The sequence below is a fragment of the Streptomyces sp. NPDC034670 genome (assembly GCF_055574875.1).
Window position 1 is genome coordinate 39,273 of record NZ_JBVITR010000027.1, and the last position, 24,091, is coordinate 63,363.

Here is a 24,091-nt window from a genome sequence, read left to right on the forward strand (position 1 = left end):
CGCGGATGCGTTCTCCGGAAGCGACTCCTCGGCAGGCGCCGTTCTTCGAACCGGTCGCGATCGTCGGGCGCGGCTGTGTACTGCCCGGTGCGCTCGACCCGGACACCTTCTGGGCCCAGATCGCCGCAGGCCGTTCCGCCCTGTCACCGGTGCCCGACGGACGCTGGCGGGTGCCGCTGGCACGGGTGTCGGGTGCACCTGGTGACACCGATCGGATCTGGACCGACATCGGAGGCTACGTCCACGGTTTCGACGAGGCGTTCGACCCGACCGGGTTCGAGCTGCCCCCGGCCGAGATCGCCCCACTGGACCGGGTGTTCCGCTGGGTCCTGCACGCTGGCCGGCAGGCGTTGGACGAGGCGGGCCGGCCCGATCTCGGCCGCGCGGGGCTGGTCCTGGGCAACCTGGCGTACCCGACCACGGCCATGGCCCGTTACGCCGAGCACGTGTGGCTGTCCGGTCCGGGGCGGCCGGGGCCGAGCGACGACTTCCGCCCCGATCCCCTGAACCGGTTCGGGGCCGGTCTCCCCGCCCATCTGGCCGTTCGCGCGCTCGGCCTCGGCGCCGACGGTCATGCCCTGGACGCCGCCTGCGCCTCCTCCCTGTACGCGGTGAAAGCCGGCTGCGACCGGCTGCGGGACGGGGACGCCGACCTCGTGCTGGCCGGGGCGGTGGCCGCCGCCGACAACCTCTACATCCATCAGGGGTTCTGCGCGCTGACCGCGTTGAGCCGGTCGGGCCGTAGCCGTCCCTTCCACCGGGAGGCGGACGGACTGGTGCCCGCCGAGGGCGCGGTGCTGTTCGCACTGGCCCGGCTCGACGACGCACTCGCCCAGGGCATGCCGGTCCTGGGCGTGATCCGGGGCATCGGGCTGAGCAACGACGGCGTGGGCGGTGGCCTGCTGGCCCCGGACCGGGCCGGTCAGGAGCGCGCCGTGCGCGCCGCCTACGCCTCGGCCGGGATCGCACCGGAGACTGTTTCGCTGGTCGAGTGCCACGCGCCGGGCACCCCGAGCGGGGATGTGACCGAGGCACTGGTGATGCGTGAGGTGTTCGCTGATGCGGTGGACCTGCCGATCGGTTCGGTCAAGTCCAACCTGGGGCACCCGCTCGCGGCGGCCGGCGGTGCCGGTCTGCTGAAGGTTCTCGGTGCGTTGCGTGCCCGGGTGCGGCCGCCGTCCCTGCACGCGGACGCGCCGTTGGACGTGCTCGCCGGAACGCCGCTGCGACTGCTGCGGGAGGCCGAGGAGTGGCGCGGGCGGCGCAGGGCAGCGGTCAGCGCGTTCGGATTCGGCGGCGCCAACGCGCATGTGGTCGTCGATGCCTGGGAGCCCGGTCGGGACGCATCCACCGCTGCCCTCTCCCCCCGCCCTGTTTCCAGCCGGCCACGGGTGGACCAGCGGGTGGCGATCGTGGCGATCGGTGCACGGGCCGGGTCGGGGGCCGGCTACCGGGACCTGTGTCACGCGGTCCTGGACGGTGCGCCCAGCCTCGGCCCCCGGCGCTCCATCGAGGTCGCGCTGGCCGGGCTGCGGTTCCCTCCGGCCGATCTGGCCGAGGCGTTGCCGCAGCAGGTCCTTGCCTTGGAGGCGGCCCGGGAAGCCGCCTCCGCGACCCGGCTGCCGCCCGACCGGACGATGGTCCTGATCGGCATGGGCACGGACCCCGAGGCGGCGCGTCCCGGTGCCCGCTGGCGTGCGCCGGACTGGGACACCGCCTCCGGCCTGCCCGCTCCGGTGCCGGACTGGCCGGACGCCTTCCGCGCTCCGCTGGTCCCGGAAACCGTGCCGGGCACCATGCCCAACCTGGTGGCCCACCGGATCAACACCCAACTGGACCTGCGCGGCCCCAGCCATGTGGTCTGCGCGGAGCAGGCGTCCGGCCTGGTCGCCCTGGATCTGGGGGCGCGGGCGCTGCGGGCGGGGGAGGCGGACGCGGTGCTCGCCGGCGCGGTCGACCTGTCCCATGAGCCCGTGCACCTGGCGGCGCTGGGCGCGCTGGGAGATCACCGGCCCGGTGGTGACGTGGCCGTCGTCCTGGTGTTGAAACGCCTGACGGACGCCGAGCAGGACGGCGACCAGGTCATCGCGTTGCTCGACCACGCGACGGACCGGACGGCCCCCGTCGGCCTGCTGGTCGGCGACGCGGACGCCGGAGGCACGGGCGGGACCCACCGGATCCGGGACCACGAGGTCCCGCCCGATCGTGAGGGCGACAAGATCGACAGGGGCCGGGCGGGGAAGCAGGAGGACGGGGACGACCGGGACGTGATCGGAGGGGACGGCGAGCCGGCCGGCCGGCCGCCCACGCCCCGCGTCACCGCCCGGTACGACCACAGCGAACTGTTCGGGACGGCCCATGCCGCGCACGGCGCGCTCGCCGTGGCGGTGGCCGCGATCGCGGTCCACCACCAGGCGGTGCCACGGTCGGGTGCGGCCGCGCTGCCCGCCGACGCGCCCCTGACCGCCTGCGCCCGGGTGACGCCCCTGGGCGCCTCCCCGATGTCGGTCCGCCTGCGTCCGGCCGGCCCGCCGCTGCCCTGGTCCCCGATCGCGCCCCGCTCCCACGTGTTCTCCGGCGCCGATCGGGCCGAGGTGCTGGCCGCACTGGCCGACGGACGGGAGTCCGACACCGGTCCCGCCCGCCTCGTGGTGGTGGTCGACCAGGTCTCCGAGACGCTGCGCGAACGGCTGGCGGTCGCACGCCACTGGTTGACGTCCGGCGGGCCCCGCCCGGACCAGATCGCCTACCAGGACGCCCCCACGAGCGGGGAGGTGGCTTTCGTCTTCCCCAGCGGCCAGGCGAGCTATCCCGGGTGCGGGGCGGAACTACGACTCGCCCTGCGCGCCCCCCGCACCGAGGAAGCCGCCCGGCCCGTCCCGGTGCCGGAGCCCCGGCACCCCACCGGCACCGACCCGGTCCCGGTCGTGACGCGGATCCGGGACACCACCGAACTCGCCGCCCTGCACGGCGAGATCACCCAGAGCCTGCTGGGGCTGCGGCCGGACGCGGCGATCGGCTTCTCCTCCGGGGAGTCCACCGCACTGATCGTGCTCGGGGCGTGGCCCGACGCGGCCGGCCTGTACCGGGCGGTCTCCGACAGCGACGTTTTCCGGTTCGACCTGTCCGGGGAGTTCCGCGCGGCGCACCGGTTCTGGCGCGGACACGGCCAGGAACGGGGGCGTTGGGCCGAGTACCTGGTGCACGCGACCCCAGCCGACGCGCGCGCCGCCCTGGCAGGCGAACCACTGGCACACCTGCTCGCCGTCGACTCGCCCGACACGTGCGTGATCGGCGGACTGGACGCGGCCTGCCGGCGCGTGCTGGACCGGATCGGCCCCGGGCTCCCGATGGCCGACGGGTACCAGATGGTGGCGCACGCCCCCGAGGCGAACCAGGTCGCGGCCGCATTTCGCTCGTTGCACCGCCGGCCGACCAGTCCCACGCCGGGCATCCGCTATTACAGCGCGGCCACCGGCGAGCCGTACCCGGTCGATCCGGACCACGTCGCGGACGCGCTGCTCACCCAGATGACCAGCACGCTCGACTACCCGAAGGTGGTCGAGCGGGCCTGGACGGACGGGGTGCGCGTGCTGATCGAGCACGGCCCGCAGAGCGGGCGTACCCGGTCGATCCGCCGGATCCTGGCGGACCGGGACCACCTGGCGGTGGCGCTCGATGCGCCGGGACGGGGACTGCGGCAGCTGTGCGACGCGGTCGCCGAACTTGTCGCCGCCGGGGTCTGCCCTGATCCCGCGCCGCTGTTCGACCGGCTCACAGCGGCCGCCAGGCTGCCGGCTGATCCGGGGAGGACGATCACCCTGCCGGCGCACCCGCCCGCGATCCGGCTGCCCGGAACAGATCATCCGGAGCAGTGGATGGAACCTGCGCCGGTATCTCCTCCGGCGACGGTACCGACGAAACCGGTCGGCGCGCCGGCCGGTCCCGGTACGGCGGTCCCCGCCGATGCCCAGGGCTCGGCCTCGCCGCGTGCCAGGGCTGTACCCGTCGCACGAGCCGCGTCGATCGGCCCGGTGACCGCTGCGGACCACCCGGTGCCGCCCCTTGCCCCTGCGAACCGCCGGGCGCCGGCCGTGGCCGCTGCCGACGATGCGGTGCCGGCACTTGCCGCCGCCCACCACGCCCGTCTCGCCGTCGCCCAGCGGGAGTTCCTGGAACGGCAGGGCCAGGCTCACGCGGCGTTTCTCCGCACCCGGCAGCTGGTGATCGGCGCGGTCACCGCCGTGACGGCCGGCGGTGACCGCGCCCTGTCCCCCGCCCCGGATCCCGCGCACCTGCCGCAGGCCATCGAGCCCGCGCCGGTGGCGATCCCGTCACCGGGCTCTCCGCCCCTGCCGTGGCGACCGGCAGTACCGGAGCGGCCCACGCGGGGACTGTCGCTGCCCCTGGACCGTGCCCGGCTGGAGTACCTGGCGCACGGGCGGATCTCCGACGTCTTCGGTCCCGCCTTCCGCGCGCAGGACCACAAGCGACGGCAGACCCGGTTGCCGCGCCCCCCGATGCTCCTGGTGGACCGGGTCACCCGGCTCGACGCGGAACCCGGCTCGATGTCCACCGGCACGGTTCACACAGAGACCTACGTCACCCCGGACGCCTGGTACCTGGATCCGGCCGGCCGGATGCCCGCGGGCCTGTTCATCGAGGCCGGTCAGGCCGACCTGCTGCTGATCAGCTGGCTCGGGGTGGACCTGCTCGACCACGGCGACCGGGTCTACCGGCTGCTGGGCTGCGAGGTGACGTACCACGGACCGCGGCCGGCCGTCGGGGAGACGCTGCGGTACGAGATCCACGTCGAGGGCCATGCCGAGCACGACGGCGTGCGGCTGTTCTTCTTCCGCAGCGACTGCTATGTCGGTGAGGAGCTGCGGCTGTCGGTACGCCAGGGCCAGGCCGGTTACTTCACCGACGCGGAACTCGCCGGTTCGCAAGGAGTGCGCTGGAGCCCGGAACCATCACCGGCAGGGGCGGTCGACCCGCCCGCTGTTCCTCCGGCCGCCACCGCTTTCGGTCCCGACGCCGTACGCGCCTTCGCCGAGGGCCGACCGGCGGACTGTTTCGGCCCCGGCTGGGATGTGTCGCGCGCCCATGTGCGTACCCCGACTCCCGGGGAGGGCCGGCTGTGGCTGCTGGACGAGGTGAGCGAACTCGACCCCGCCGGGGGCCCCTGGGGTCGTGGCTACCTGCGTGCGGAGAGCGAGGTCCGGCCTGACGACTGGTTCTTCGACGGCCACTTCCACAACGATCCGTGCATGCCCGGCACGCTCATGTTCGAGGGCTGCGTGCAGGCGATGGCGTTCTATCTGGCCGCGCTGGGCTTCACACTTGACCGGGACGGCTGGCGGTTCGAGCCGGTGCCCGACGAGTCCTACCGGATGCGCTGCCGGGGACAGGTCACCCCCCAGAGCCGTCGGGTCCGCTACGAGGTGTTCGTCAGCGGACTGTCCTCCCACCCCCGGCCCACGCTCCGTGCCGACCTGCTCTGCACGGTGGACGGCCTGCCCGCTTTCCACGCCTCCGGGGTGGGGCTGGCACTGGTCCCGGACTGGCCCCTGGAGTACTGGCGGTGGCTGGGGCCGCCCGCCGTTCAGACCAGTGGGGCACCGGTGCCGCTGCCGGTGCTCGGTGGCCTGCGCGGTCTGTACTCCGACCCGGCGGCGGCCACTCTCGCCGGACGGAGCGCGGACTTCCCGCTGATGCTGGCCGCAGCCTGGGGCCGGCCCAGCGCGTTCGGCACCCGTGGAACCCAGTTCGACGGCGGCAAGCGCTGCGCTCGACTGCCGGGCCCGCCCTACCTGTTCGTCACCCGCATCGTCGACGCCGGCCTCGAACCGGACCGGCCGCGCCCGGGTTCCTGGCTGGTCGCCGAGTACGACGTACCGGAACAGGCCTGGTACTTCGAGGAGAACGGCACCCGGGTGATGCCGTTCGCGGTGCTCAACGAGGTGGTCCTGCAACCGTGCGGGATGGCCGCGAGCCTGCTCGTGCCGCACCCACCGGACGCCCCCGAGCTGCTCTTCCGCAACCTGCAGGGGAACGGCACCGTCCTGCGGGACATCCCGGCCGGGACCCGCACCCTGCGCACCAGGGTCGAGCTGGGGGACCTCTCGCAGTTCGACGGCGTCACCCTCGTCCCGTTCGAGGTCTCCTGCGAGGCGGTCGACGAGACCGGCGCCCTGCTGCCGGTCATGGAACTGTCCACGCAGTTCGGGTACTTCCCGGTGGCCTCGTTCGCCCGGCAGCCCGGACTGCTCCCCACCGCCACCGAACGCGCCCGGCTGGCCGAACCCTGCGACCGGGTGGTGGAGCTGCGGCGTCGTCAAGAACGCTACGGCTCCGGCTCCCTGCGGCTGCCCGGACCGATGCTGCTGATGCTGGACCGGGTCACCGGGTACTGGCCCGATGCCGGACGGGCGGGACTTGGCCGGTTGCGCGCCGAGCGCAAGGTCGACGCCGGGGACTGGTACTTCCGCGCCCACTTCTTCACCGACCCGGTGCAACCCGGATCCCTCGGCCTCGAAGGTGTGGTCCAGCTGCTCCAGTGGTACCTCCTCGAACGCGACGCCGGCACCGGGCTGACCGCCCCACGCTTCGAGTCCGTGGCCGTCGGTCACGAGGTGCGCTGGCTCTACCGGGGCCAGGTGGTGCCGAGCGACGGCGTGGTCACGTTCGAGGCCGAGATCACCGAGTACGGGACCGACGCGCGCGGCCGATACGTACGTGCCGAGGCCTGGCTGTGGATCGACGGACGTCGCATCTACCACCTGCCCCGCATCGGGGTCCGGGTGGTCGACGGCCATCCGGCCGTGCGGGAGCTGGAGCTGGACCCGGCAGTGGACACCTGGCTGGACGACCACCGGCCCAACTTCGTGGTTCCCGCGGTGCCCCTGATGACCACGGTGGATCAACTCGCCACCGCCACGGCCAGGCTGACCGGTCAACCGGTCGTCGGCCTGCGCGAGGTTCAGCTGCACCGCTGGCTTCCCCTGCCCGGCCCCGCGCGGATCCGTACCGACGCCGAACCGGCGGCCGGGGGAGGGACCGCGGTTCGTCTCTCCGTCTGGCGGGAGGCCGGTGAACTGTCCCGGTACGAGGTGGTCGGCGAGGCCACCGTACTGACCGGAACCGTGCCGGGGCCTCCCCCGGCCCCGCTTCCTCCGCTCCCCGACGGCCGGCCGCAGCCGGACCCGTACGAGGCCGCGGAGCTGTTCCACGGCCCGGCGCTGCAGTACCTGACCTCACTGGCCGTGGGCTCCACCGGCTCCAGCGCGGTGCTCGACGCCGGACGGGGCACCACGCCGTTCGGCCAGCTGGGGCAGGGGCTGCTCGACGGTTTCCTGCACGCCATCCCGTCCCAGTCGCTCTGGCGGTGGATTCCTGGCCTGTCCCAGGACCTGGTCGGCTACCCCCACCGGTTGCCCTGGCTGGACCTGTACGAGCCGCTGCCGACCAGCGGTGAGCTGCGGGTCGAGGCCCGGTTCGCCGGCTTCGACCAGGGGCACCACCTGCTGCCGGTGATCGACGTCCAGGCCCAGATCGGCACCCGGGTCGTGGCGCGCCTGAGGCTGGTGGAGATCCTGGTGCGCCTGCCGGGGATCGAACGGGTGCCGCTGCGGGACCGCAGGGCCTTCGCGACGGGCCTCCGGTATGTCCCCACCGCCAGTCTGTCCAGCACCCGGGACGGGATCACCACACTCTCCGTCGACACGGTCCGCCGGTTCGACACCCTGCCGGGCACCACCTCACGGATCTACCGGCTTCCGGCCGGTCTTCCGCTACCCGAACGCAGCACGCGCATCGCCGTCAAGGAGCACGTGTCCGGCCTGGCCAGGGCCCATCCCGGACAGATCGAGGTGGCAGCCGACCTGCGCTCGGCCTGGGTGGCCGGTGCCCCCGGCACGGTCTGGCCGGTGCGGGTCGAACACGAAGCGGACGTGGTGGTGGTGCGTTGCCCTCTCCCCGACTGAGATGCCTGGCCCGGGGTCCGGTACGGTGCCGGCTCCCGCCAAGTGGACCGGCCGTAGGTACCTCTGAGGGGCGCTGTCACATTATTGGGTGCGTGGGTCTCTGGCGGCGCGTCGGGGCGTGGGGGGCCGGGTTCCGGGCCGGTGCTCACTGGCTGTTCTCCATCCGCTCGCGTGCTCGGTCAGCTTCGAACGGGGCCCTGCATCGGGTGACTTGGCGGCTGGTGGGGCATGAAGGAAGGGCCTCTTGGTAGCTCGCGGTTGTCGAGTCCAGCGAGTGACAAGAGGCCCTGATGCCGAAGTGTTGCGTGGTCGTGGTCGCCGGGTCCGGTCCGTCCACTCCTGGGTGTGACTGCCTCGCCCATCGGTTCGGGAACGCGGGTGACCGGCCCGGCCGGGTGCGGCGGTACGGCTCGGACCTGAGCGATGCGGAGTGGGCCCTGGTGCGGGACCTGCTGCCGGTGCCGGGATGGCTGGCGGGCCGGGGCGGCCGGCCGGAGGGCTGCTGCCACCGGCAGATGATCGACGCGGTGCGCCACCTCGTCGACCACGGCATCAAGTGGCGGGCGATGCCGTGCGACTTCCCGCCCTGGCCGCGGGTATGTGCCTTCTTCGCCCGCTGGCGGGATGCGGGGCTGGTGGCCGAGCTGCACGACCGGCTGGGCGAGGCCGTCCGCCGCTCGGAGGGCCGCAGGGAGGAACCGAGCGCGGGCGTGGTGGACTCGCAGTCGGTGAAGGCGGACCCTACCGTCGCCCACGCTATGCGGGGTTTCGACGCCGGGAAGAAGATCAACGGGCGCAAGCGGCACCTGCTCACCGACACCCTCGGCCTGCTGCTCGCGGTGCTGGTCACGCCGGCCTCCACCACCGACCGGGACGCCGCCCGCCTGCTGCTGCCCGCAGCGAAGAGCCACTTCCGGCGGCCGGCACGGATCTGGGCCGACGGCGGTGACACCGGCCACCTCACCGACTGGACCGACCGGCACCTCGGGGTCGTGCTGGACATCGTCCGCCGCAGCGACGACGTCCAGGGTTTTCAGGTGCTGCCCCGCCGCCGGGTGGTCGAACGGTCCTTCGCCTGGCTCCTGCGCAGCCGGCGTCTGGTCCGCGACGACGAACGCCGCACCGACACCAGCGAGGCCGTCGTCCGGTGGTCGATGACCATGCTCATGAGCCGCCGCCTGGCCGCCCGCCCCCAGCAGCGTCCTGCCCCGGCGTGGGCAGCGTGAAGCGGCCGGGCTTGTCCTCGACCAGCCCGGCCGTGTTCCACCAGCCGCTTCAGCCGGGCCCGTGCCCCTTCGACGCGGGAGGCGGACGCGCTGTCCCAGCCCAGCACCACCGCCGCCCGCCGGGCACCGAGCCCGTCTCCTCCCGCCTCCCCGGCGGCGGCCCTCAACGCCTGGTAGTCCACCGACAGCACCTCGATGCCGGCCGCGCCTTGGCGGTGGGGCACCGCCAGGGCGCGGTCCCACCGGCTTCCGTTGCGACACGACGGCCACGGCGGGTGCATCCGCCTCGGCCGGCGCCTCCAGATACTGCTCCAGGTCGATCACCCGGCGCCGGAGCGTCTCTTCCGCCTCCGCCAGAGCCGCCCGCACCCGCTCCAGCTCGGCTTCGAGTTCCTCCACCCGCACCGCCGCGGCCTTCCGCCGCGTCTCCAGAACCGCCCGCATCGACGGCATCCGCCACCCCCACGACATCTCCGCCAGCCACGGGCCCAGGCTCCCGCGACAACCGCGATCCCATGCCTGACCAGCAGAAACCGCACATGAGGTCCGGAAAGAGAACGACCTCTAAGGGTGCAGTTCACCCAAGCCGGGTGTCTCAAGACGGTTGAAGCCGGCGAGGCGCGGCGAGACGACGAAGGGGAAGGATTCGCCACCGGGGGTCTTGAGGGCCGCCACGATGTCATGGTCCGGTGCACCGAATATCTCGAAGTGCTGCACGGTGCAGTGCTCCATCACCTCGCGGATGTACGGATCCGAGAGCCGCCAGTGGGCGCGGACGGCATCGGAGTCGCGGTAGAGCTGGAAGCTGTGCGCCAGCATCCGCTCCTCGTCGATGAAGACCTCGACCATGAGCTGAGGGCCGTGCTCTTGAGCGAATGCCACCGCCTGCGCGATGGCGCGCCGGAAGCCGTCGAGGTGACCGTCCGTGATGCGCATGGTGTTGCGGAAGAGAATGGTGCTGCTCTTTGTGATCTCCATGCGCCGAGTGTTGAGCCTCAACCAAGGTTGAGGTCAAGGGTGCAGCTCAGCCGGGGAACCGGCGACGACACTGAGGTTGCTGATGAAGCCCTGGTGGGCCGCCTCCTGCTCTCCTCCGGCACGGAGGACCGAACAGCACCTCCCACCCGAGCCTAGCGACGAGCCGGACATTGCCTTACGAACCGCCCTCTGAGATCGCGGTGCCACCTCAGGATCGTGTCCGGCGAGACGATCAGGTGCAGCTGCCGCAGCCTGGGCCTGGGGAGCCGGTGCAGGAGCGCGGCAAGGAAGGCACGGTCCGCCGCGGTGACGCGCGGCCTGTCGATCTGCCGCTGCAGGACGGCCGACCGGTGGTGCGGCGTCAATATCTCGAGGCCCTTGTCCACGTCGCTCGTCGGAAGCAGCCGCATGAAGGCGAACACGCTCGACACGGCGAGGTAGGACAGTCGCAGCAGCACGGTCCAGCAGCCTGACACGCCCATCCGGCGAACGTTGGTCACTCACGGGAGCACGCAGTTCAACGGCTATGGATGGGGATTTCGGCACCCGCACCGCATCCTGCAGGGAGAATCTGTGCCGAAGTCCATCACCGCCCGCAGCGCCCGGCCGTGGAGATCACCGAGGTGCAGTACGGCTCCCCGGGCCGCGACGACTGCTCCCACCGCTTCCCGAACCGCGAGTGGGTGGAGATCACCGACCACTCCCGCCGCGCGGTCGACCTGGACGGCTGGACGCTGCGGGACGAGGACGACCACCGCTACACCTTCGACCACTACCGCCTGAACGGCCGCGCCACGGTCCGCATCCACACCGGCGTCGGCCGCGACACCCGCACCGACCTGTTCCAGGGCCGGCGCCGCTACGTGTGGGACAACCGCTCCGGCACCGCCGCCCTGCGCAACGACCGCGGCCGCTTCGTCGACGACTACTCCTGGGGCCGCCACCGCGGCGGCCGCCGCTGACACCCCCACCCGACGAGGGGGACGCCGGCGGCCGGGACCCGGCCGCCGGCACACCCTCTGACCGACCGCACCACGGCGCGCCGCCCTCATCTGGAAGGGGGCGACGCGCCGCCGGTCATGGGCAAGCGGCCACCGAGCGGGCGGGAGCCGGTGGTGCGGGTGAGGTTCCCTACCCGGGGGCGGAGCCGTTGCCGGTCCGGAGAGGATCCTCAACTCGCGGGCGTCCCGGCGGCGAGATCCGCGGCAGTCCTGTCGGGGTCCGCCGGGGCCGGAGCGGCCGGTGCCGGATCCTCTGGCCGGAGCGTGCTCATCCGGGCCGCTGCTGCCGGGCCGGGTGGCTCAGCGGTGGATCTTGGTGCCGGGGGTGCCGGGGGTGCCGGAGGCCTGGCTGGACTGGATGCACAGCCGGGTGCCGTCCCGGAAGGTGCGGTTCGGCTTTCAGCCGGCGCTGGAGAACTTGGTCATGCCCGCGCTGACCGGTGTGGCGTTCCTCGTCTCGCGGACCTACCGGTGAAGAGGCAGTGTTCGATCCATGCACCGTTCGCGCTGCGGTCCGCGACAGATGGCGCGCACAGCCCGCCGTATCGCCGATGCGGGAGTTACTGGCGAGCCTTCCTGGGCCGTTGTCCAGGGGATCCTGCACACCAAGTTCTTCAGCCATGCGGCGGATCACGGGCTTCGGCTCCGCGGCGCGATACATCCGCACCGCACGCTCACGCGACTCCAGTGGGTACTTCCTCGGGGCAGGCGTCAGCAGGGCTCCTCCCCGTGAGTCCTGTCCGACCTGTTGTCACCACTCCCCGCATCTCGGGGGAACCTCGTTTCGACGTCAGCGGATCGTCTCGCGGCCTGCGCTCGGTACCGCCCTGGTGTGGTGCCGAACTCCCGTCGGAAGGCGTGTGAGAGCGCGTACGGGCTGCCGTAGCCGACTCGGCCGGCGATGGTGGCCAGGGTGTCTGGGGTGTCGCGGAGCAGGGTGGCGGCGCGGATCACGCGCCACCAGGTGAGGTACGCCATCGGAGGGCGGCCGACCAGGGTGGTGAACCGGCGCGCCAGGGTGGGACGGGAGACGCCCACCTCCGCCGCCAGACGGTCATTGCTCCACGGCGCGGCCGGGTCCGAATGCAGCGCCCGCAGAGCGGCCGCTGCCACCGGATCGCCCAGTACGCGGGGCCAGGCTCCGCTGGGGGCCTCGGTCATCCAGGCGCGGATCATGTAGACGAGGAGGAGGTCGAGCAGGCTCGGGAGCGCCACGCAGGAGCCGGGTCGGATCTCGTCCAGCTCACCGGCGAGCAGATCGATGGCGGCACGGAGCTCGAGGTGGCTGCCTACTCGGCTGGGAAGGTGGACGACCTCAGGCAGCTCTGTCATGAGTGGGTGCATGCGGCTGCAGTCGAGCCAGTATTTGCCGCAGAGCATCTCCGTCTCGTAGCGATCGGACTGGGTTCGCGGCTCTGTCTCCACAAGCCATTGCTCGAACGGCACCGCTTTCTTCTTCGCGACCGCCGCATCGACCGGGAAATCGGCGATCACATGGCCTGTGCCGTGGGGCAGCAGCACCGCGTCACCCACGCCGAGAGGTACGGGGGCGCCACCGTCGGTCAGTAGCCAGCAGTGGCCCTTGAGGACGACGTAGAAGCCCGCGCCGTCATACGGGTCCAGTCGCGCGCACCAGCTCCTGCTTGTCCGCAGCCGATGGAACCAGGGGTGCCCGAGGTGCACGGCAGAGATCGCATCGCTCACCACATCCATCCATCCAAGATATGTCCCGTATGAAGGATGAGATGCATTCGTATTTTTTTGAGCTGGAGACATATCGAGACGATCGTTCGACCTTCCTTAACCTCGATCACGTGATGAACGAGAACGAGAGTGTGCAGAGCATGGTGCTGGGAGACGTCGAGGTCATCCGGGTCGTCGAGTGGCACGAGCCGTTCCTGCCCACCTCCGGCATGTTCCCGGGAGCTGCCGCCGGGGTGTGGAAGGACAACGAGGACTGGCTGGCACCGGACCACTGGGAGCCGAACGGCGACTTGACGGTGCTTGCTTTGCAGAGCTGGGTGCTGCGCAGCGCGGGCCGGACCGTCCTGGTCGACACCGGAGCGGGGAACGGGCGCGAGCGACCGGGCATGGGAAAGTTCCACCACGCCCAAAGTGATTTCCTCGGCCTCCTGGCGAGAGCCGGTGTCCGCCCGCAGGATGTCGACGTTGTCGTCAACACCCACCTCCACGTCGACCACGTCGGCTGGAACACCGTCGACGCGGACGGGCAGTGGATACCGGCGTTCCCCCATGCCCAGTACCTCATTCCGGCCGCCGACGACTTCCACTACGGTCCGGACAACGCGTACGGGAACGGCGCACAACAGGCCGACCGCCTGATCTACGAAGACAGCATCACGCCCATCCACCAGGCCGGACAGGCCGTGCTGTGGGACGGCCTCCACCGCATCGACGAACATCTCACTCTGGAGTCCGCACCCGGTCACACTCCCGGCTCATCCGTGCTGCGACTCGCATCCGGCAGCGACCGGGCAGTCTTCGTCGGAGATCTGCTGCACAGCCCGGTGCAGATCCTGCACCCCTGCTGCAACAGCAGCGCCTGCCTGGCCCCGGAACAAGCGGTGGCCAGCCGCCGTCGGATTCTCGGGCGGGCGGCTGACGAAAGGGAGTTGCTCGTTCCCGCGCACTTCGGTGGCGCAGGGGCTCTGGAAGTACGACGGGACAGTGACAGGTTCGCCCTCGGCCCATGGGCAACAGCCAGCCGGAAGAAGAGTGCGTCCGCCTTCGAGTGAGCCGTGACCTCACCCGCTCACCACCCCACCGTCCTCCGAAGCCCTCGGCAGACGGCGCGACCATCGCCACCTGCGTCAGCCCGGGAGCCCACCGGCTGAGCGCACGACCATGAACACCATCCTCAAGGCGCTGCGCCAGCTCCATACTTTCTGACGCCTCATCGACAGAGCATCTGGCTCAGCAGCCGGACGGTGACGGCGTCAGGCCCATTCCACGCCCAGCTCCGCGGAAGGTTCGCAAGGACGCCGTGCTGATCGTGGACGACGCCCTGGTCCCGCCACCGCAAGGTCCGGGCCCGCGTCGAGCACGTCTTCGCGCGGATGAAGGCAGGAAGATTCTTCGCGACTGCCGTCTGAAAGGCGACGGCGTTCACACCGCCGTGCTCGGCATCGCCCGGCTGCACAACCTCGCCCTCGCGGGGTAACCCCCGCCCCGTACGAGACCAGAGAGGCCCGAGGGAGGTGGCTTCCCGCCTCCCCGGCTCGGGGGATGTTCAATCGATACAGAACTCGTTGCCCTCGATGTCCAGCATCGGGACGCACGACTCGTTTTCCTCATCGGCATACAGCGTTTGCACGTGGGTCGCACCGAGCGCGGCCGGTCGGGCACACTCGGCTTCGGGCGCGGCGAGGCGCTCGTCCCCCACGAGCCCGGTGCCGGCCCGGACATCGAGATGCACCCGATTCTTGACGATCTTGCCTTCAGGGACGTGCTGGGAGTACAGGCGCGGTCCCACGCCTGAGGGATCACTGCGGGCGAACCATGATCCCTGCTTCTCAGGAGGCAGGGTGCGGTTGAAATCGTCCGGGTGGTGAACCCCTCAGGGGGCGGCATGACGTACCCCAACACTTCACACCAGGAGCGAGCGAGGCGCTCAGGTTCTGCGCAGTCAGAGGTGACTTGGAACTTCTTGATCTCTGACATCGGCGCACCGTACCGCGCACCAGGGGGATCCTGCCCCTCATTTCCCCAGGCGGATCCGTCCGCCACCCGTCGCGTCCTGGGCCGCCTCGGACACCAAGTGATCAAATCGAACAGTCCAGGAGAACGACGCGACCGTGGCGGCGGAGCGCCCCGGTGGTCCTCAGGATCCAGCCCTGACCAACCACCTTCAGGCCAAGATCAGTTGCAGTGCTAGCGCGATGTCGGCAGGCCGAGGTCGACGGCGTTCATGAAGTCGAGCATCTTCCGGTTGGTCAGCTCCGCGTGGTCGATCTGCGGGCCATGGCCGGTCCGGGAGATGATTTCGGCCCTTGCGCCGGGGATCAGCCGGGGCACGCGTTCGACCTGCCGGTCGGGGTGCACCAAGAGGCTGCGCCTGCCGAGCAGCAGGTACAACGGCGTGCGGATGGCTCCCAGTTCGGCGTCGGTGAGGGGTTGCGGCACGGGCCGGCGGATGCGGTATGCGCGGACGCCGGTGCGGATCATGGTGCGCAGTTCCGGGACGACGAGGACGGGTTGTTCCAGCCAGGCCGCGAGTTGTGGCCGCAGCGCCTTGGGGGCGAAGGTGGCGAACAGGCTGGCGAAGATCCACACGAAGAAGCGCAGTCCCACCTTCTCCAGGCCCCCGGGGTCGAGCAGTGTGGCCGAGGCGAGGCGTTCCGGCGCACGGTATGCCTGGTTCAGGACAAGCCAGCCGCCGTACGACGAGCCGAGGAGGTGCACACGGTCGAGCCCGAGGCCGGCGAGTGTCTCGTCCAGCCACTGCGCGGCACGTTCGGGCTCGTGGATGGGCGCGCGCTGCACGCTGCGGCCCGGGTCGCCCGGGGTGTCAATGGCATAGACGGGCCGCTCGGCGCTGAGGGCGGGAGTGTTCGGGTACCACATGGCGGAGCAGGAGCCGGCTCCGTGGATGAGGACAAGGGGGGTGCGCTCGCGGGCGGCCGGGTCCTCGGGGGCGTAGTGATAGACGTGCGTGGTCCCGAAGGACGTCTCCACGTCCCGCTCCGCGGACGCGGGCACGCCCAGCGCGTAGACCGCGTCGCAGGCCGCGAAGTAGCGCGCGCGCCAGGCGTCGCTGACAAAGCGGCCGACATCGGGCTGGGAACGGGCTGTTGCGGGCTCGGGCACGGCCACCTCCTGGGCAGTCGATCTTTGTGATACGAACGTACCACAAACGTGGTACGGCCGTATCATCAAAAATCGGAGGCACCATTCGAGGAGCGGAGAGTCGGACCATGCCCAAGCGCGTAGATCATGCAGAGCGGCGCACCGAGATTGCGCAGGCGCTTGTCCGGGCCGCCGGACGACAAGGGCTGCACGCTGTGGGTATGCGGGACGTGGCGGCCGAGGCGGGCGTCTCACTGCGGCTTGTGCAGTACTACTTCGAGTCCAAGGAGAAGCTGCTCCTCTTCGGACTGCGACATCTGGCCGACAGGTTCGGGGAACGGGTGACTGCCCGGGTCCGCGCCGCCGGGGACGACCCCGGCCCGCGGGCGGTGATCGAGGCGCTGCTGACGGCAGCCCTGCCGGTCGACGAGGAGAGCCGCCTGTTCCATCACCTCTACACCTCCTACGCCGTGCTGTCGGTGACCGACGAGGCCCTCGCGTCCCAGCCCTTCATCAAGGACCCCGACGCCGCCGAGACCGCCCTCGCCGGGCTGCTGCAGCAGGCGGCGGACGCCGGACTGCTCCGGGCCGGCACGGACACCCACACCGAAGCGATCGGCTTGCTGGCCATGTCCGCGGGGCTCGGCACCAGCGTCCTGGTGGGCCAGCGCGACGCCGAGTCCGCCACGACCGTTCTCCAGTACCACATGGACCGGATCTTCCTGCCCTGAAGCACGTACGCCGCCGCTTCGGGGCCAGGACTCGCGCGCGGAACTCTCGCCTTGCTGACCGTGCCACCCTAAGACCGTGTCCTACGTGGTGAGGTGCCGTTGAACTCGGCATGGGACGGGGGTACGTGGAGTTGGATTGTTCCGGACGGGTTGTGGGAGATCGCGAAGCCGCTCATCCCGCCGCCGAAGGTACGGTCGCAGGGCGGTGGAACACAGGACATCCCTGACGAGACGCTGTTCGCCGCGATCATCTACGTCCTGGTGTCCGGCTGCGCCTGGCGTGCGTTGCCGCCGTGCTTCGGCGTCTCGAAGTCGATCGCTCATCGGCGGTTCCTGATCCGGTCGAGAGCCGGTGTCTGGGGCCGGCTGCACGAGGTCCTGCTCGCCGAACTCAACGCCGCCTCGCGGCTGGACTGGCCCCGGTGCGTAGTCGACTCCTCCCACGTGAGGGCCCCAAAAGGGGGATCCACACGGGCCCCTCGCCCGTCGGCCGGGGCCGAGCCGGCTCGAAACACCACCTGATCACTGACGGGCACGGCACCCCGCTCGCCGTCCTGCTGACCGGCGGCAACCGCCACGACGTCCCACAGCTGCTTCCTCTGCTCAACGCCGTCCCACCGGTCCGCGGTCGGGTCGGCCGCCCCCGCCGCAAGCCGGACTCCTGTTCGCCGACCGGGGCTACGACCACGACATCTACCGGTGCCAGGTCCACGATCGAGGCATCGTGCCGGCGATCGCTCGACGTGGTACCCGACACGGCACTGGTCTGGGTACCTACCGGTGGGTGGTCGAGAGGACATTTACCTGGCTGCACGGCTTCCGACGTCTGCGGATCCGTCGGGAACGACGGGCCGACATCCACGAAGCGCTCCTCAACCTCGCCTGCTCCTTGATCACCTATCGACAACTTGGCGTGCGGTGCCGGCCGTAGACGACTGACGAACTGCCTCCGCTCACTACAGCGGGTCCGCCTCCAGGAAGGTCCGCGTCTCGATGGCAAGACGGCGCATGTCCTCTCCAGGAGCATGGATGGTCGTCATCTCGAAACGCCACTCGTCGTCGGGGAGACGGTCGTGTAGCCCCCACGTCAACCGGACGTGTGATCCTGCGTGCTCGGCAGCCAGGGTCAAATCATCCTCAAGAGAGCGCCAGGTCCTGGTGCCGTTCCCTCCTCGGAACTCCTCTGCCGGTTCGGCAAGGAAGAGGTCGAGGCCGTCACCGTCCCAGGTTCTCACCATGACCTCGATCCGCGCCGACTCCCCTTGAGCTGTCACGAGGAAGTCGCGCATCAGGTCATCGCGCTCCTCCGGGAAGGAACGTGTCAGCTGGTGGAAGCGCAGGCTGATCGTTCGATACCGGTCACCTCCGACGCGGACAACCGGGTTGGTCTCGTCTTCCTCCATCACGTGTGCAGCCTACGGGCACGAGACCCCGTGCGAACAGGAGTTTTGTCTCCCTCCTGCCTGACACCGGTCTTCGGAGGAAGCCGAGCGCGGCCTCGACTCGGTCATTCCGTCAGGAGCTGTTAGCGCACGTTTTGACGTCGCTGTTCCTCGACCCCCGAGAGTCCCGTAAGTTCACGCAAACCGAAGGGTTCTCGGTGGGAACTCAAGGGTCCGTCGTCGTGCTCTGCGGAGTTGCTTCCGTGGGTTCGGGGCCAACTCGCGACCTTGTCGTTCCTGGTCCCCTGGACCGGCAAGACGCCGAGCGGCCCCCTGCTCGAACGCAGCGAAGCGGAGTTGAGAGCTTGGGGGCGGGGCAGCCTCGGGTCGCTGCTGTACCGGCGGGCGCTGGGCGAGGCCGTCGCCACGGCGCTGGCGGTACGCGACGGCGCGCCGTCGACCGGCCCCGCACCCACGTACGCGCAGGTGCAGGCCCTCGTCGACGGGCCCGGCGTCACGTGCCGGTGAGCTTGTCGAGGTCGGGGGCGTAGACGGTCATCCAGTGCGGGTTCAGCCGGTAGTAGACGACCTCACGGTTCCAGTCGAAGGCGTCGTCGCCGTAGAAGTCCTTCAAGTAGGCGAGGAGTTCCTGCCAGTCGGCCGTGGTCTCGGCGTCCTCGGGGTTCAGCTCCTCCACCGTGCCGTGGGTGAACACGCCGAGGTCCTCGCCGCGCATGTGCGCGACGCTGGCGGCCGGACGGGCCGCGAGATGACGGGCCTTGGCGGCGTTGCGCGCCGTGCCGAAGTGCCACCGGCCGTGCAGGAAGTGCCCGTCGACGCCGCTGATCCGCGGTTCGCCCTTTGCGGTCACCGTGGAGAGGGCGAGCGTGCACATGCCGGTGAGGACCCCGGTGAGCTGCGCCGCCGTGATGGTGCGGCCCTCGACGATCGAGCGGAGGTGTGCGGTCGAGCCGGAGAGGGAGGAGTCGAGGAGGGACTGGAGCTTGTTGAGTTCTTCTGGGGTTTCGCGCATACGTCCATCGTCGGCCGTAAACCCGACACCCTCTGTCGTCATTGATGAAGCAGCGGTGAGGTTGCTCCGCGCGGGTTGCGCTCGGTGCTGCGTGGATGGCAACAGGTGGGGGACGAACGCCGGGACATGTTCGTGTATTCGCGGTTGATTGACGAGCTGTGATGCCGTTGGTCCTGCTGTCAGGCCGCACGACGCGGTGTTCCCTTGAACTGGTTGAGCAGCCATGATGTGCCGTCGTGACGGATTTCGTGGTTCCTCTCGCCATCGCAGTGATCGGGTTAGGGGCAACCGGCTTGGGAGCGGTTGTTGGGGCGCGGGCAGCTAGGTTCGGCGCGGAGAAGAACGCCGAAGCCGTCCGGCGGCAAGTACAGGACCAAGGTGCCGTCGAGCACGGTCACTGGATGCGCCAAGAACGCCTCAACACCTACGAGAGCTTTCTTGAAGCCTGGGATGAGTGCCTGCGCCTCTCCTAAGGATCTGCTGACGCCGACTCCAAGTCGTGTCAATCCGGGCCAGTTCTTTTCCTGAGGGCGATGCCGAGTGCTCGGCTGCCTGTTCCAGTAGTGCCCGTGCGGAGTCCGCGTAGCGCATCGCGGTCTTCTCGTCGAGCCCGAACACCTCGGCGAGGTGAAGCGGATCGGGCCCGTGGGTCAGGGCCTCTTCGAGCTGCCGGTCGACGCGGAGCCGCTCCAGCGTCGCGTCCTGGCTGCGCATCGAGGAGCTGATCCAGTGGTTGCTGGCGCGGCTGGTCTTGGTGGCGGTCCGGTTGTTGATCAGCAGATGGAGGTTCGCGGTGCTCGGCCACCGGTTTCGCCGGTGCTCCAGCCAGTCCAGCAGCAGCTTCAGGGTGAGGTCGCCGAGCGGGCGGACGCGTCCGGCGATGGTCAGCCGTCGGTTGCCGAGGTCGACGTCGTCGAGCATGAGCATGCCGATCTGGGCGATCCGGGCGGCGTGCACCGCGGCGAGGGCGAGGACGAGTCGTGTTGCCGGGGTGGTGGCCGCCGCGACGGACCGGCCGACCTGGGCGGGGACCAGCGGCTGGAGCACGCCGTACTCGTACTGGCCGACCTTGATCCGGCTGGTCGGGTTGCGGAAAAGCAGCCCATTCCGCTTGGCCCAGGGGAACAGCGAGCGCAGGGCCACGAGTTGGTCACGCCGGTGGTGGCCGTGCAGTGTCTTGATGTAGGTCCGGACATCGTCGCGGGTCACTTCCCGCAGGTGGTCATAGCGGTCCGACCATTCCAGCAGGGCCGGCCGGACACGGTTGAGGTAGAGCCGGACCGTGCCTTCCCGTCGCGGGAGGCTGCGAGGGCCACCGTCACGCAGGACGCGGGTCCAGCGCCCGGCCTCCGAGCGGACGCCGGGTGCGAGACCCTGCAGACACTCGGCGAGCCAGCCCTCGAAGGAGGGTTCGCTGTCGTCCTCGAAGATCCTCCTCTCCTCCAGGAACGTGACGACGTGGCCGACCGGGAGGTGGCGGGACCGGAGCGAGGTGAAGATCTCGCTGTGCCGGATGGCGTCGCCCTCGACGTACCCGGTGAGGACAAGGGCCAGGCCGCGGTTGACGGCGAAGCGGATGTTGCGTCCCCAGCCCCGTGCCTCGGCGAACCGGTGAGCGAGGTACTTCACCCAGGTCAGCCAGGGGCTGGTCAAGTCGACGCCGGACTCGCGTTCGGTCCGACTACAGATCGGTCGGACGAGATGAGAACGCTTCAGGAATCCCGACGTTACGTCACAGGCCACCAGAGCACACGAAGGAGGATAAAACCCCCCGGCCACGGGCCCAGGGAGTCAGCAGAGCTCAGGGGAACTCACGGGATGTCGCACATGCCGCCAGCACGATCGCTCTGTTGAACCCGACCTTCGACAATAACGACATCAGCCACTCATGAGCCCGGCCCCGACGCGCCGATTGACCTTGTAGTTGCTGTAAGGACGAAACTGGCGTCATGTTGTCGATCAGCGAATTCAGCGAAATGTGCCATCTGTCGCCGCAGGCGCTGCGGTTCTACCACTCTGAGGGGTTGCTCGTCCCGGCCGACGTCAACGAGCGGACCGGCTACCGCGCGTACACATTTGAGCAGGTCGAGCAGGCCATGCTCATCACCGCACTGCGCGGCACGGGGATGAGCGTCAAGCTGGTCCGACGTGCTCTCGACGAGCCGGACGCGGCGCCCGCCCTGTTGCAGCAGCACAGTACGGAGGTGCAGCGCCAGCGGCAGGCCCAGGACGAGGCGATCAGCGACGCGCGCGAGTTCTTCAACTCGCGGCCGGCGGTGCGCCTGAGCCACGTACCCGAGATGACCGTGGCATCGAAGCTGGTGCCCGGGACCTGGATCGGGGACAGCCCCCACGACTGGACCGGAATCGATGCCGCCGTCACCGCCACCGTTCAGAACGTGGTCAGGACTGTGGAGTCGTGCGGCGCCGTTGTCTCGGGGACCCCTTGGCGTACCTGGGCCACGGAAGCCCCGGAGCAGGAGAGGCAGTGGCGTACCGCCGAGGGACCGCGCTGGCTGGTGAAGATCCCCATCACGGCGGACGAGAAAACGGTCGCAGCTCTGCCCGGTGACATCAAGGTGCAGCTCTTCGAAGCTCGGGACGAACTGTCGATTTTCATCCCGGGCAAAAGCTCGATGGCCAAGTACGGCACTGCGCTCTCACGCCTGTCGGCGCATCCCCTCGACGCCGCCTTCATCGACGTCTCCCGCATGCGCCAATTGCTGCACGACGACGGCGTCGAGACCACTGCGGCAATCTGCAAGCTCGACGAGACCGACATGGCCGGATGACCTCACGGGCCACGGCCCGGCACACCGAGAAGAACCGAGCATCGGCGAGGCGCCACCTCGGCCTGCCGTACAACTGAGAGTGATCATCGTCCAGGAGATGTGCGCCTCGGAGTGTTGAGGCAGCCTTTCGTGGTCCCGCGCGTTGCGTCTGGCCTGCAGGGAATGCGGTAGTGGTCTCCGATGAGACGCAAGACTGCATGCCGGATTTCACGGAGTGCGTGGTATAGGTCCTTCTTGTTCTGGTGGCGTCGCGTTGTTCCTGGATGGGGGTGCTGCCGTCGGGGGGCGTTGTCACGTCGTTGGGTGTGTGGGTGTCTGACGGCGTGTCGAGGTGTGGTGGGGCCGGGTGCCGGCCCTGGGCTCAGGCCGCGGCAGGCCGGCTGGTGACGTCGGTGCCCTGCTCCCAGGGAGCGAAGCGGGCGGTCATCTCGGCGCGGTGTCGGGTGCCGGTCATCGGGTGGCGGCGGGGGCCGGAAGTGGGGTGAGATGCCGCTGAACGCGGCCAGGAACCGCTGCGCGGCGCCCACGCCGCGGAGGCCTTTCATCGCCCGTTCGCGTTGCCGGGTGGGCCGGTGGCTGTTCTCGGCCCGGTTGTTCAGGCCCTTGTGGGAACGGTGTTCGGCCGAGGGCATGACCTCGCGGTGGGCCGCGCCGTGGGAGCGGAGCTTGTCCGTGACGATCACCCGCGGCACCCAGCCCGTCTTCGTCAGCAGCGTGCGGAAGGAGCGCTTGGCCGCAGCCGTGTCCCGGCGGCTCCGCACCAGGACGTCCAGCACCATCCCGTCCTGGCCCACAGCCCGCCACAGGTGTTTCCGCTCACCGTTGATCTTGATGAAGACCTCGTCCAGATGCCACTTGTCGCCGGGCTGAGGCCGTCGGCGGCGCAGGCCGTGGGCGTACTGCTGACCGCACTTCAGGCACCAGCGCCGGACGGTCTCGTACGAGACGATCATGCCGTGCTCCGGCATCAGCTCCTCGACCTCCCGGAAACTGAGCGGGAAGCGGAAGTACAGTCACACGCAGTGCGAGATCACCTCGACCGGATACCGGCGCCCCTTGTACGACGGCGCACTGTCCACGGGCGGTTCCCCTCCACCACGACCAACCCGAGGATCATCCCACCCGGACGGCCAACATGACAGCACCCCGGCGCGGGCTGGGCGGGCACGGCGCCGGCTGCGGGACCGGCGCCGGTCATACGGGCGGCCCGGTGACGAAGTCACCGTTCTCGTCGTAGGGCCAGGCGTTGGCGACGCAGCCGTGCAGGCCCTTGATCTGCTGCATCATCACGGGGGCCAGTCGCCCGGCGCCCCCGCAGGTCACGTGCGAGTGACCGAGGAAGTGCCCCACCTCGTGGTTGATGATCAGCGCCCGGTAGTCATGGATCGGCCCGTCGAAGTTGGGCGAGCCCTTGACCCAGCGCTTGAGGTTCACCACCACCCCTCCGGGAACCTCGCAGTTGTACTCGCCTCCGGTGTCCTGCTGGATGCCCGCCCAGCACAGGGCGTCCGCCGTCGCCGGTGTCGCGATCTTTATCGTGATGTCGTGCGGCGATCCCGCGCCCACCAGCTGGAACGCGTTGTCCGGGTCGTGGGTCCAGCCCCGCGGGGCGGCGAGTATCTCGGCGATCTCGTTCGCCGCCTGGGACGGCGAGATGTCGAGGCCGGTCTCGACCTCCACGATGTAGCGCACCGGGCGGGAACCGCTGCCCACCGTCTCCCCACTGGCCTGCGCGGTGACGAACGTACCGCTGCCCGTCGGGGGGACGTCGATCTCGGTCCGGCTCGCGGAGGGAGAGGGGGAGGAGGAAGGGGAGGCGGAGGGGGACGGTGTGGGAGTGGGGGTGACGTGCGTGCTCCGCGGGTGCGGCGCACCGCTCGACGCGTCGCTCCGCCCGCCTCCCAGGAGGTACGCCGCCGGACCCAGCAGGCCGGCGGCCACCAGCAGGCCGATCAGCAGGCTCCGGCCCCGGCGGCGCGGCCGTCCCCGGCGATGGGCGGACCGGCGTCGGTGACCGGCGCGGTGACCGGCCGCGGTGCTGCCGGTGGCGATGCTGCCGGTGGCGGGTGCGGATTGCCGCTCTCGTGCCGAATACATGGCAGCTCAATCTGGTGATCCCAGATGATCTCCATGAGCCGGTGCTGTCACGGAAAGATA

Annotated in this window: 16 protein-coding genes and 5 pseudogenes; 10 read left to right on the forward strand and 11 right to left on the reverse strand. The window is 70.3% G+C overall.

Annotated elements, in window-relative coordinates; genetic code table 11:
• The first annotated feature begins 5 nt into the window (after positions 1-5).
• Both ACZ56B_RS19070 and ACZ56B_RS19075 read left to right on the forward strand, forming a co-directional pair.
• Entirely contained in the window at positions 6-7,985 is a 7,980-nt protein-coding gene (locus ACZ56B_RS19070; protein WP_468791370.1) for a beta-ketoacyl synthase N-terminal-like domain-containing protein, read from the forward strand.
• Positions 7,986-8,275: 290 nt separating this feature from the next.
• Positions 8,276-9,211, forward strand: coding sequence for an IS5 family transposase (locus ACZ56B_RS19075; RefSeq protein ID WP_468791373.1), 936 nt, complete (start codon positions 8,276-8,278; stop codon positions 9,209-9,211).
• Here ACZ56B_RS19075 and ACZ56B_RS19080 read toward each other — a convergent pair.
• From ACZ56B_RS19080 to ACZ56B_RS19090, 3 genes and pseudogenes are all read right to left on the reverse strand, one after another.
• Positions 9,150-9,655: pseudogene (locus tag ACZ56B_RS19080) on the reverse strand (hypothetical protein). The gene ACZ56B_RS19075 and the pseudogene ACZ56B_RS19080 overlap by 62 nt on opposite strands.
• 120 nt (positions 9,656-9,775) lie before the next feature.
• Positions 9,776-10,189: a hypothetical protein gene (locus ACZ56B_RS19085; RefSeq protein ID WP_468791376.1), complete on the reverse strand. Its 414-nt coding sequence runs from the start codon at positions 10,187-10,189 to the stop codon at positions 9,776-9,778.
• Positions 10,190-10,341: 152 nt separating this feature from the next.
• Positions 10,342-10,671, reverse strand: coding sequence for a hypothetical protein (locus ACZ56B_RS19090; protein ID WP_468791379.1), 330 nt, complete (start codon positions 10,669-10,671; stop codon positions 10,342-10,344).
• 48 nt (positions 10,672-10,719) lie between these two features.
• Here ACZ56B_RS19090 and ACZ56B_RS19095 point away from each other — a divergent pair, with 48 nt between their 5' ends.
• Together ACZ56B_RS19095 and ACZ56B_RS19100 are read left to right on the forward strand one after the other, a co-directional pair.
• On the forward strand, positions 10,720-11,151 hold the full coding sequence (locus ACZ56B_RS19095; protein WP_468791382.1) for a lamin tail domain-containing protein: 432 nt from the start codon (positions 10,720-10,722) through the stop codon (positions 11,149-11,151).
• A 373-nt stretch (positions 11,152-11,524) separates the two neighbouring features.
• Complete coding sequence (locus ACZ56B_RS19100) at positions 11,525-11,665, forward strand: hypothetical protein (RefSeq protein ID WP_468791385.1); 141 nt, start codon at positions 11,525-11,527, stop codon at positions 11,663-11,665.
• Positions 11,666-11,901: 236 nt separating this feature from the next.
• Here the strand turns inward: ACZ56B_RS19100 and ACZ56B_RS19105 are convergent, their stop codons facing one another.
• Positions 11,902-12,903 carry an AraC family transcriptional regulator gene (locus ACZ56B_RS19105; protein WP_468791388.1) on the reverse strand — a complete coding sequence of 334 codons (1,002 nt, stop codon included), beginning with the start codon at positions 12,901-12,903 and terminating at the stop codon, positions 11,902-11,904.
• A gap of 104 nt (positions 12,904-13,007) precedes the next feature.
• Between ACZ56B_RS19105 and ACZ56B_RS19110 the strand changes: the two genes are divergently transcribed.
• Positions 13,008-13,946, forward strand: a complete 939-nt coding sequence (locus ACZ56B_RS19110; RefSeq protein WP_468791479.1) for an MBL fold metallo-hydrolase — start codon at positions 13,008-13,010, stop codon at positions 13,944-13,946.
• A gap of 279 nt (positions 13,947-14,225) precedes the next feature.
• Positions 14,226-14,371, forward strand: a pseudogene (locus tag ACZ56B_RS19115) (transposase); the annotation flags it as partial.
• A 69-nt stretch (positions 14,372-14,440) separates the two neighbouring features.
• On the opposite strand, the pseudogene ACZ56B_RS19120 reads toward ACZ56B_RS19115, so the two are convergent.
• Positions 14,441-14,871: pseudogene (locus ACZ56B_RS19120) on the reverse strand (VOC family protein).
• Positions 14,872-15,081: 210 nt separating this feature from the next.
• The gene (locus ACZ56B_RS19125) at positions 15,082-16,017 is read right to left on the reverse strand and encodes an alpha/beta fold hydrolase (RefSeq protein ID WP_468791391.1); all 936 of its coding nucleotides are present in this window, start codon (positions 16,015-16,017) and stop codon (positions 15,082-15,084) included.
• Positions 16,018-16,124: 107 nt separating this feature from the next.
• Here ACZ56B_RS19125 and ACZ56B_RS19130 point away from each other — a divergent pair, with 107 nt between their 5' ends.
• Entirely contained in the window at positions 16,125-16,727 is a 603-nt protein-coding gene (locus ACZ56B_RS19130) for a TetR/AcrR family transcriptional regulator (protein WP_468791394.1), read from the forward strand.
• 135 nt (positions 16,728-16,862) lie between these two features.
• Positions 16,863-17,658, forward strand: a pseudogene (locus ACZ56B_RS19135) (IS5 family transposase).
• A gap of 25 nt (positions 17,659-17,683) precedes the next feature.
• Here ACZ56B_RS19135 and ACZ56B_RS19140 read toward each other — a convergent pair.
• Positions 17,684-18,130, reverse strand: a complete 447-nt coding sequence (locus tag ACZ56B_RS19140; RefSeq protein WP_468791482.1) for a DUF6228 family protein — start codon at positions 18,128-18,130, stop codon at positions 17,684-17,686.
• A 267-nt stretch (positions 18,131-18,397) separates the two neighbouring features.
• On the opposite strand from ACZ56B_RS19140, the gene ACZ56B_RS19145 reads away from it, so the two are divergent.
• The gene (locus ACZ56B_RS19145; RefSeq protein ID WP_468791397.1) at positions 18,398-18,637 is read left to right on the forward strand and encodes a hypothetical protein; all 240 of its coding nucleotides are present in this window, start codon (positions 18,398-18,400) and stop codon (positions 18,635-18,637) included.
• Here the strand turns inward: ACZ56B_RS19145 and ACZ56B_RS19150 are convergent.
• Positions 18,624-19,142 carry a pyridoxamine 5'-phosphate oxidase family protein gene (locus tag ACZ56B_RS19150; protein ID WP_468791400.1) on the reverse strand — a complete coding sequence of 173 codons (519 nt, stop codon included), beginning with the start codon at positions 19,140-19,142 and terminating at the stop codon, positions 18,624-18,626. The two genes, ACZ56B_RS19145 and ACZ56B_RS19150, sit on opposite strands and share 14 nt — an antisense overlap.
• Positions 19,143-19,559: 417 nt before the next feature.
• Complete coding sequence (locus ACZ56B_RS19155; protein WP_468791403.1) at positions 19,560-20,795, reverse strand: hypothetical protein; 1,236 nt, start codon at positions 20,793-20,795, stop codon at positions 19,560-19,562.
• A 296-nt stretch (positions 20,796-21,091) separates the two neighbouring features.
• On the opposite strand from ACZ56B_RS19155, the gene ACZ56B_RS19160 reads away from it, so the two are divergent.
• Positions 21,092-21,934, forward strand: a complete 843-nt coding sequence (locus ACZ56B_RS19160; RefSeq protein WP_468791406.1) for a MerR family transcriptional regulator — start codon at positions 21,092-21,094, stop codon at positions 21,932-21,934.
• A gap of 464 nt (positions 21,935-22,398) precedes the next feature.
• Here the strand turns inward: ACZ56B_RS19160 and ACZ56B_RS19165 are convergent.
• Positions 22,399-22,947: pseudogene (locus ACZ56B_RS19165) on the reverse strand (IS6 family transposase); the annotation flags it as partial.
• 181 nt (positions 22,948-23,128) lie between these two features.
• The gene (locus ACZ56B_RS19170; protein ID WP_468791409.1) at positions 23,129-24,031 is read right to left on the reverse strand and encodes a DUF3152 domain-containing protein; all 903 of its coding nucleotides are present in this window, start codon (positions 24,029-24,031) and stop codon (positions 23,129-23,131) included.
• Between the last annotated feature and the right edge of the window lie 60 nt (positions 24,032-24,091).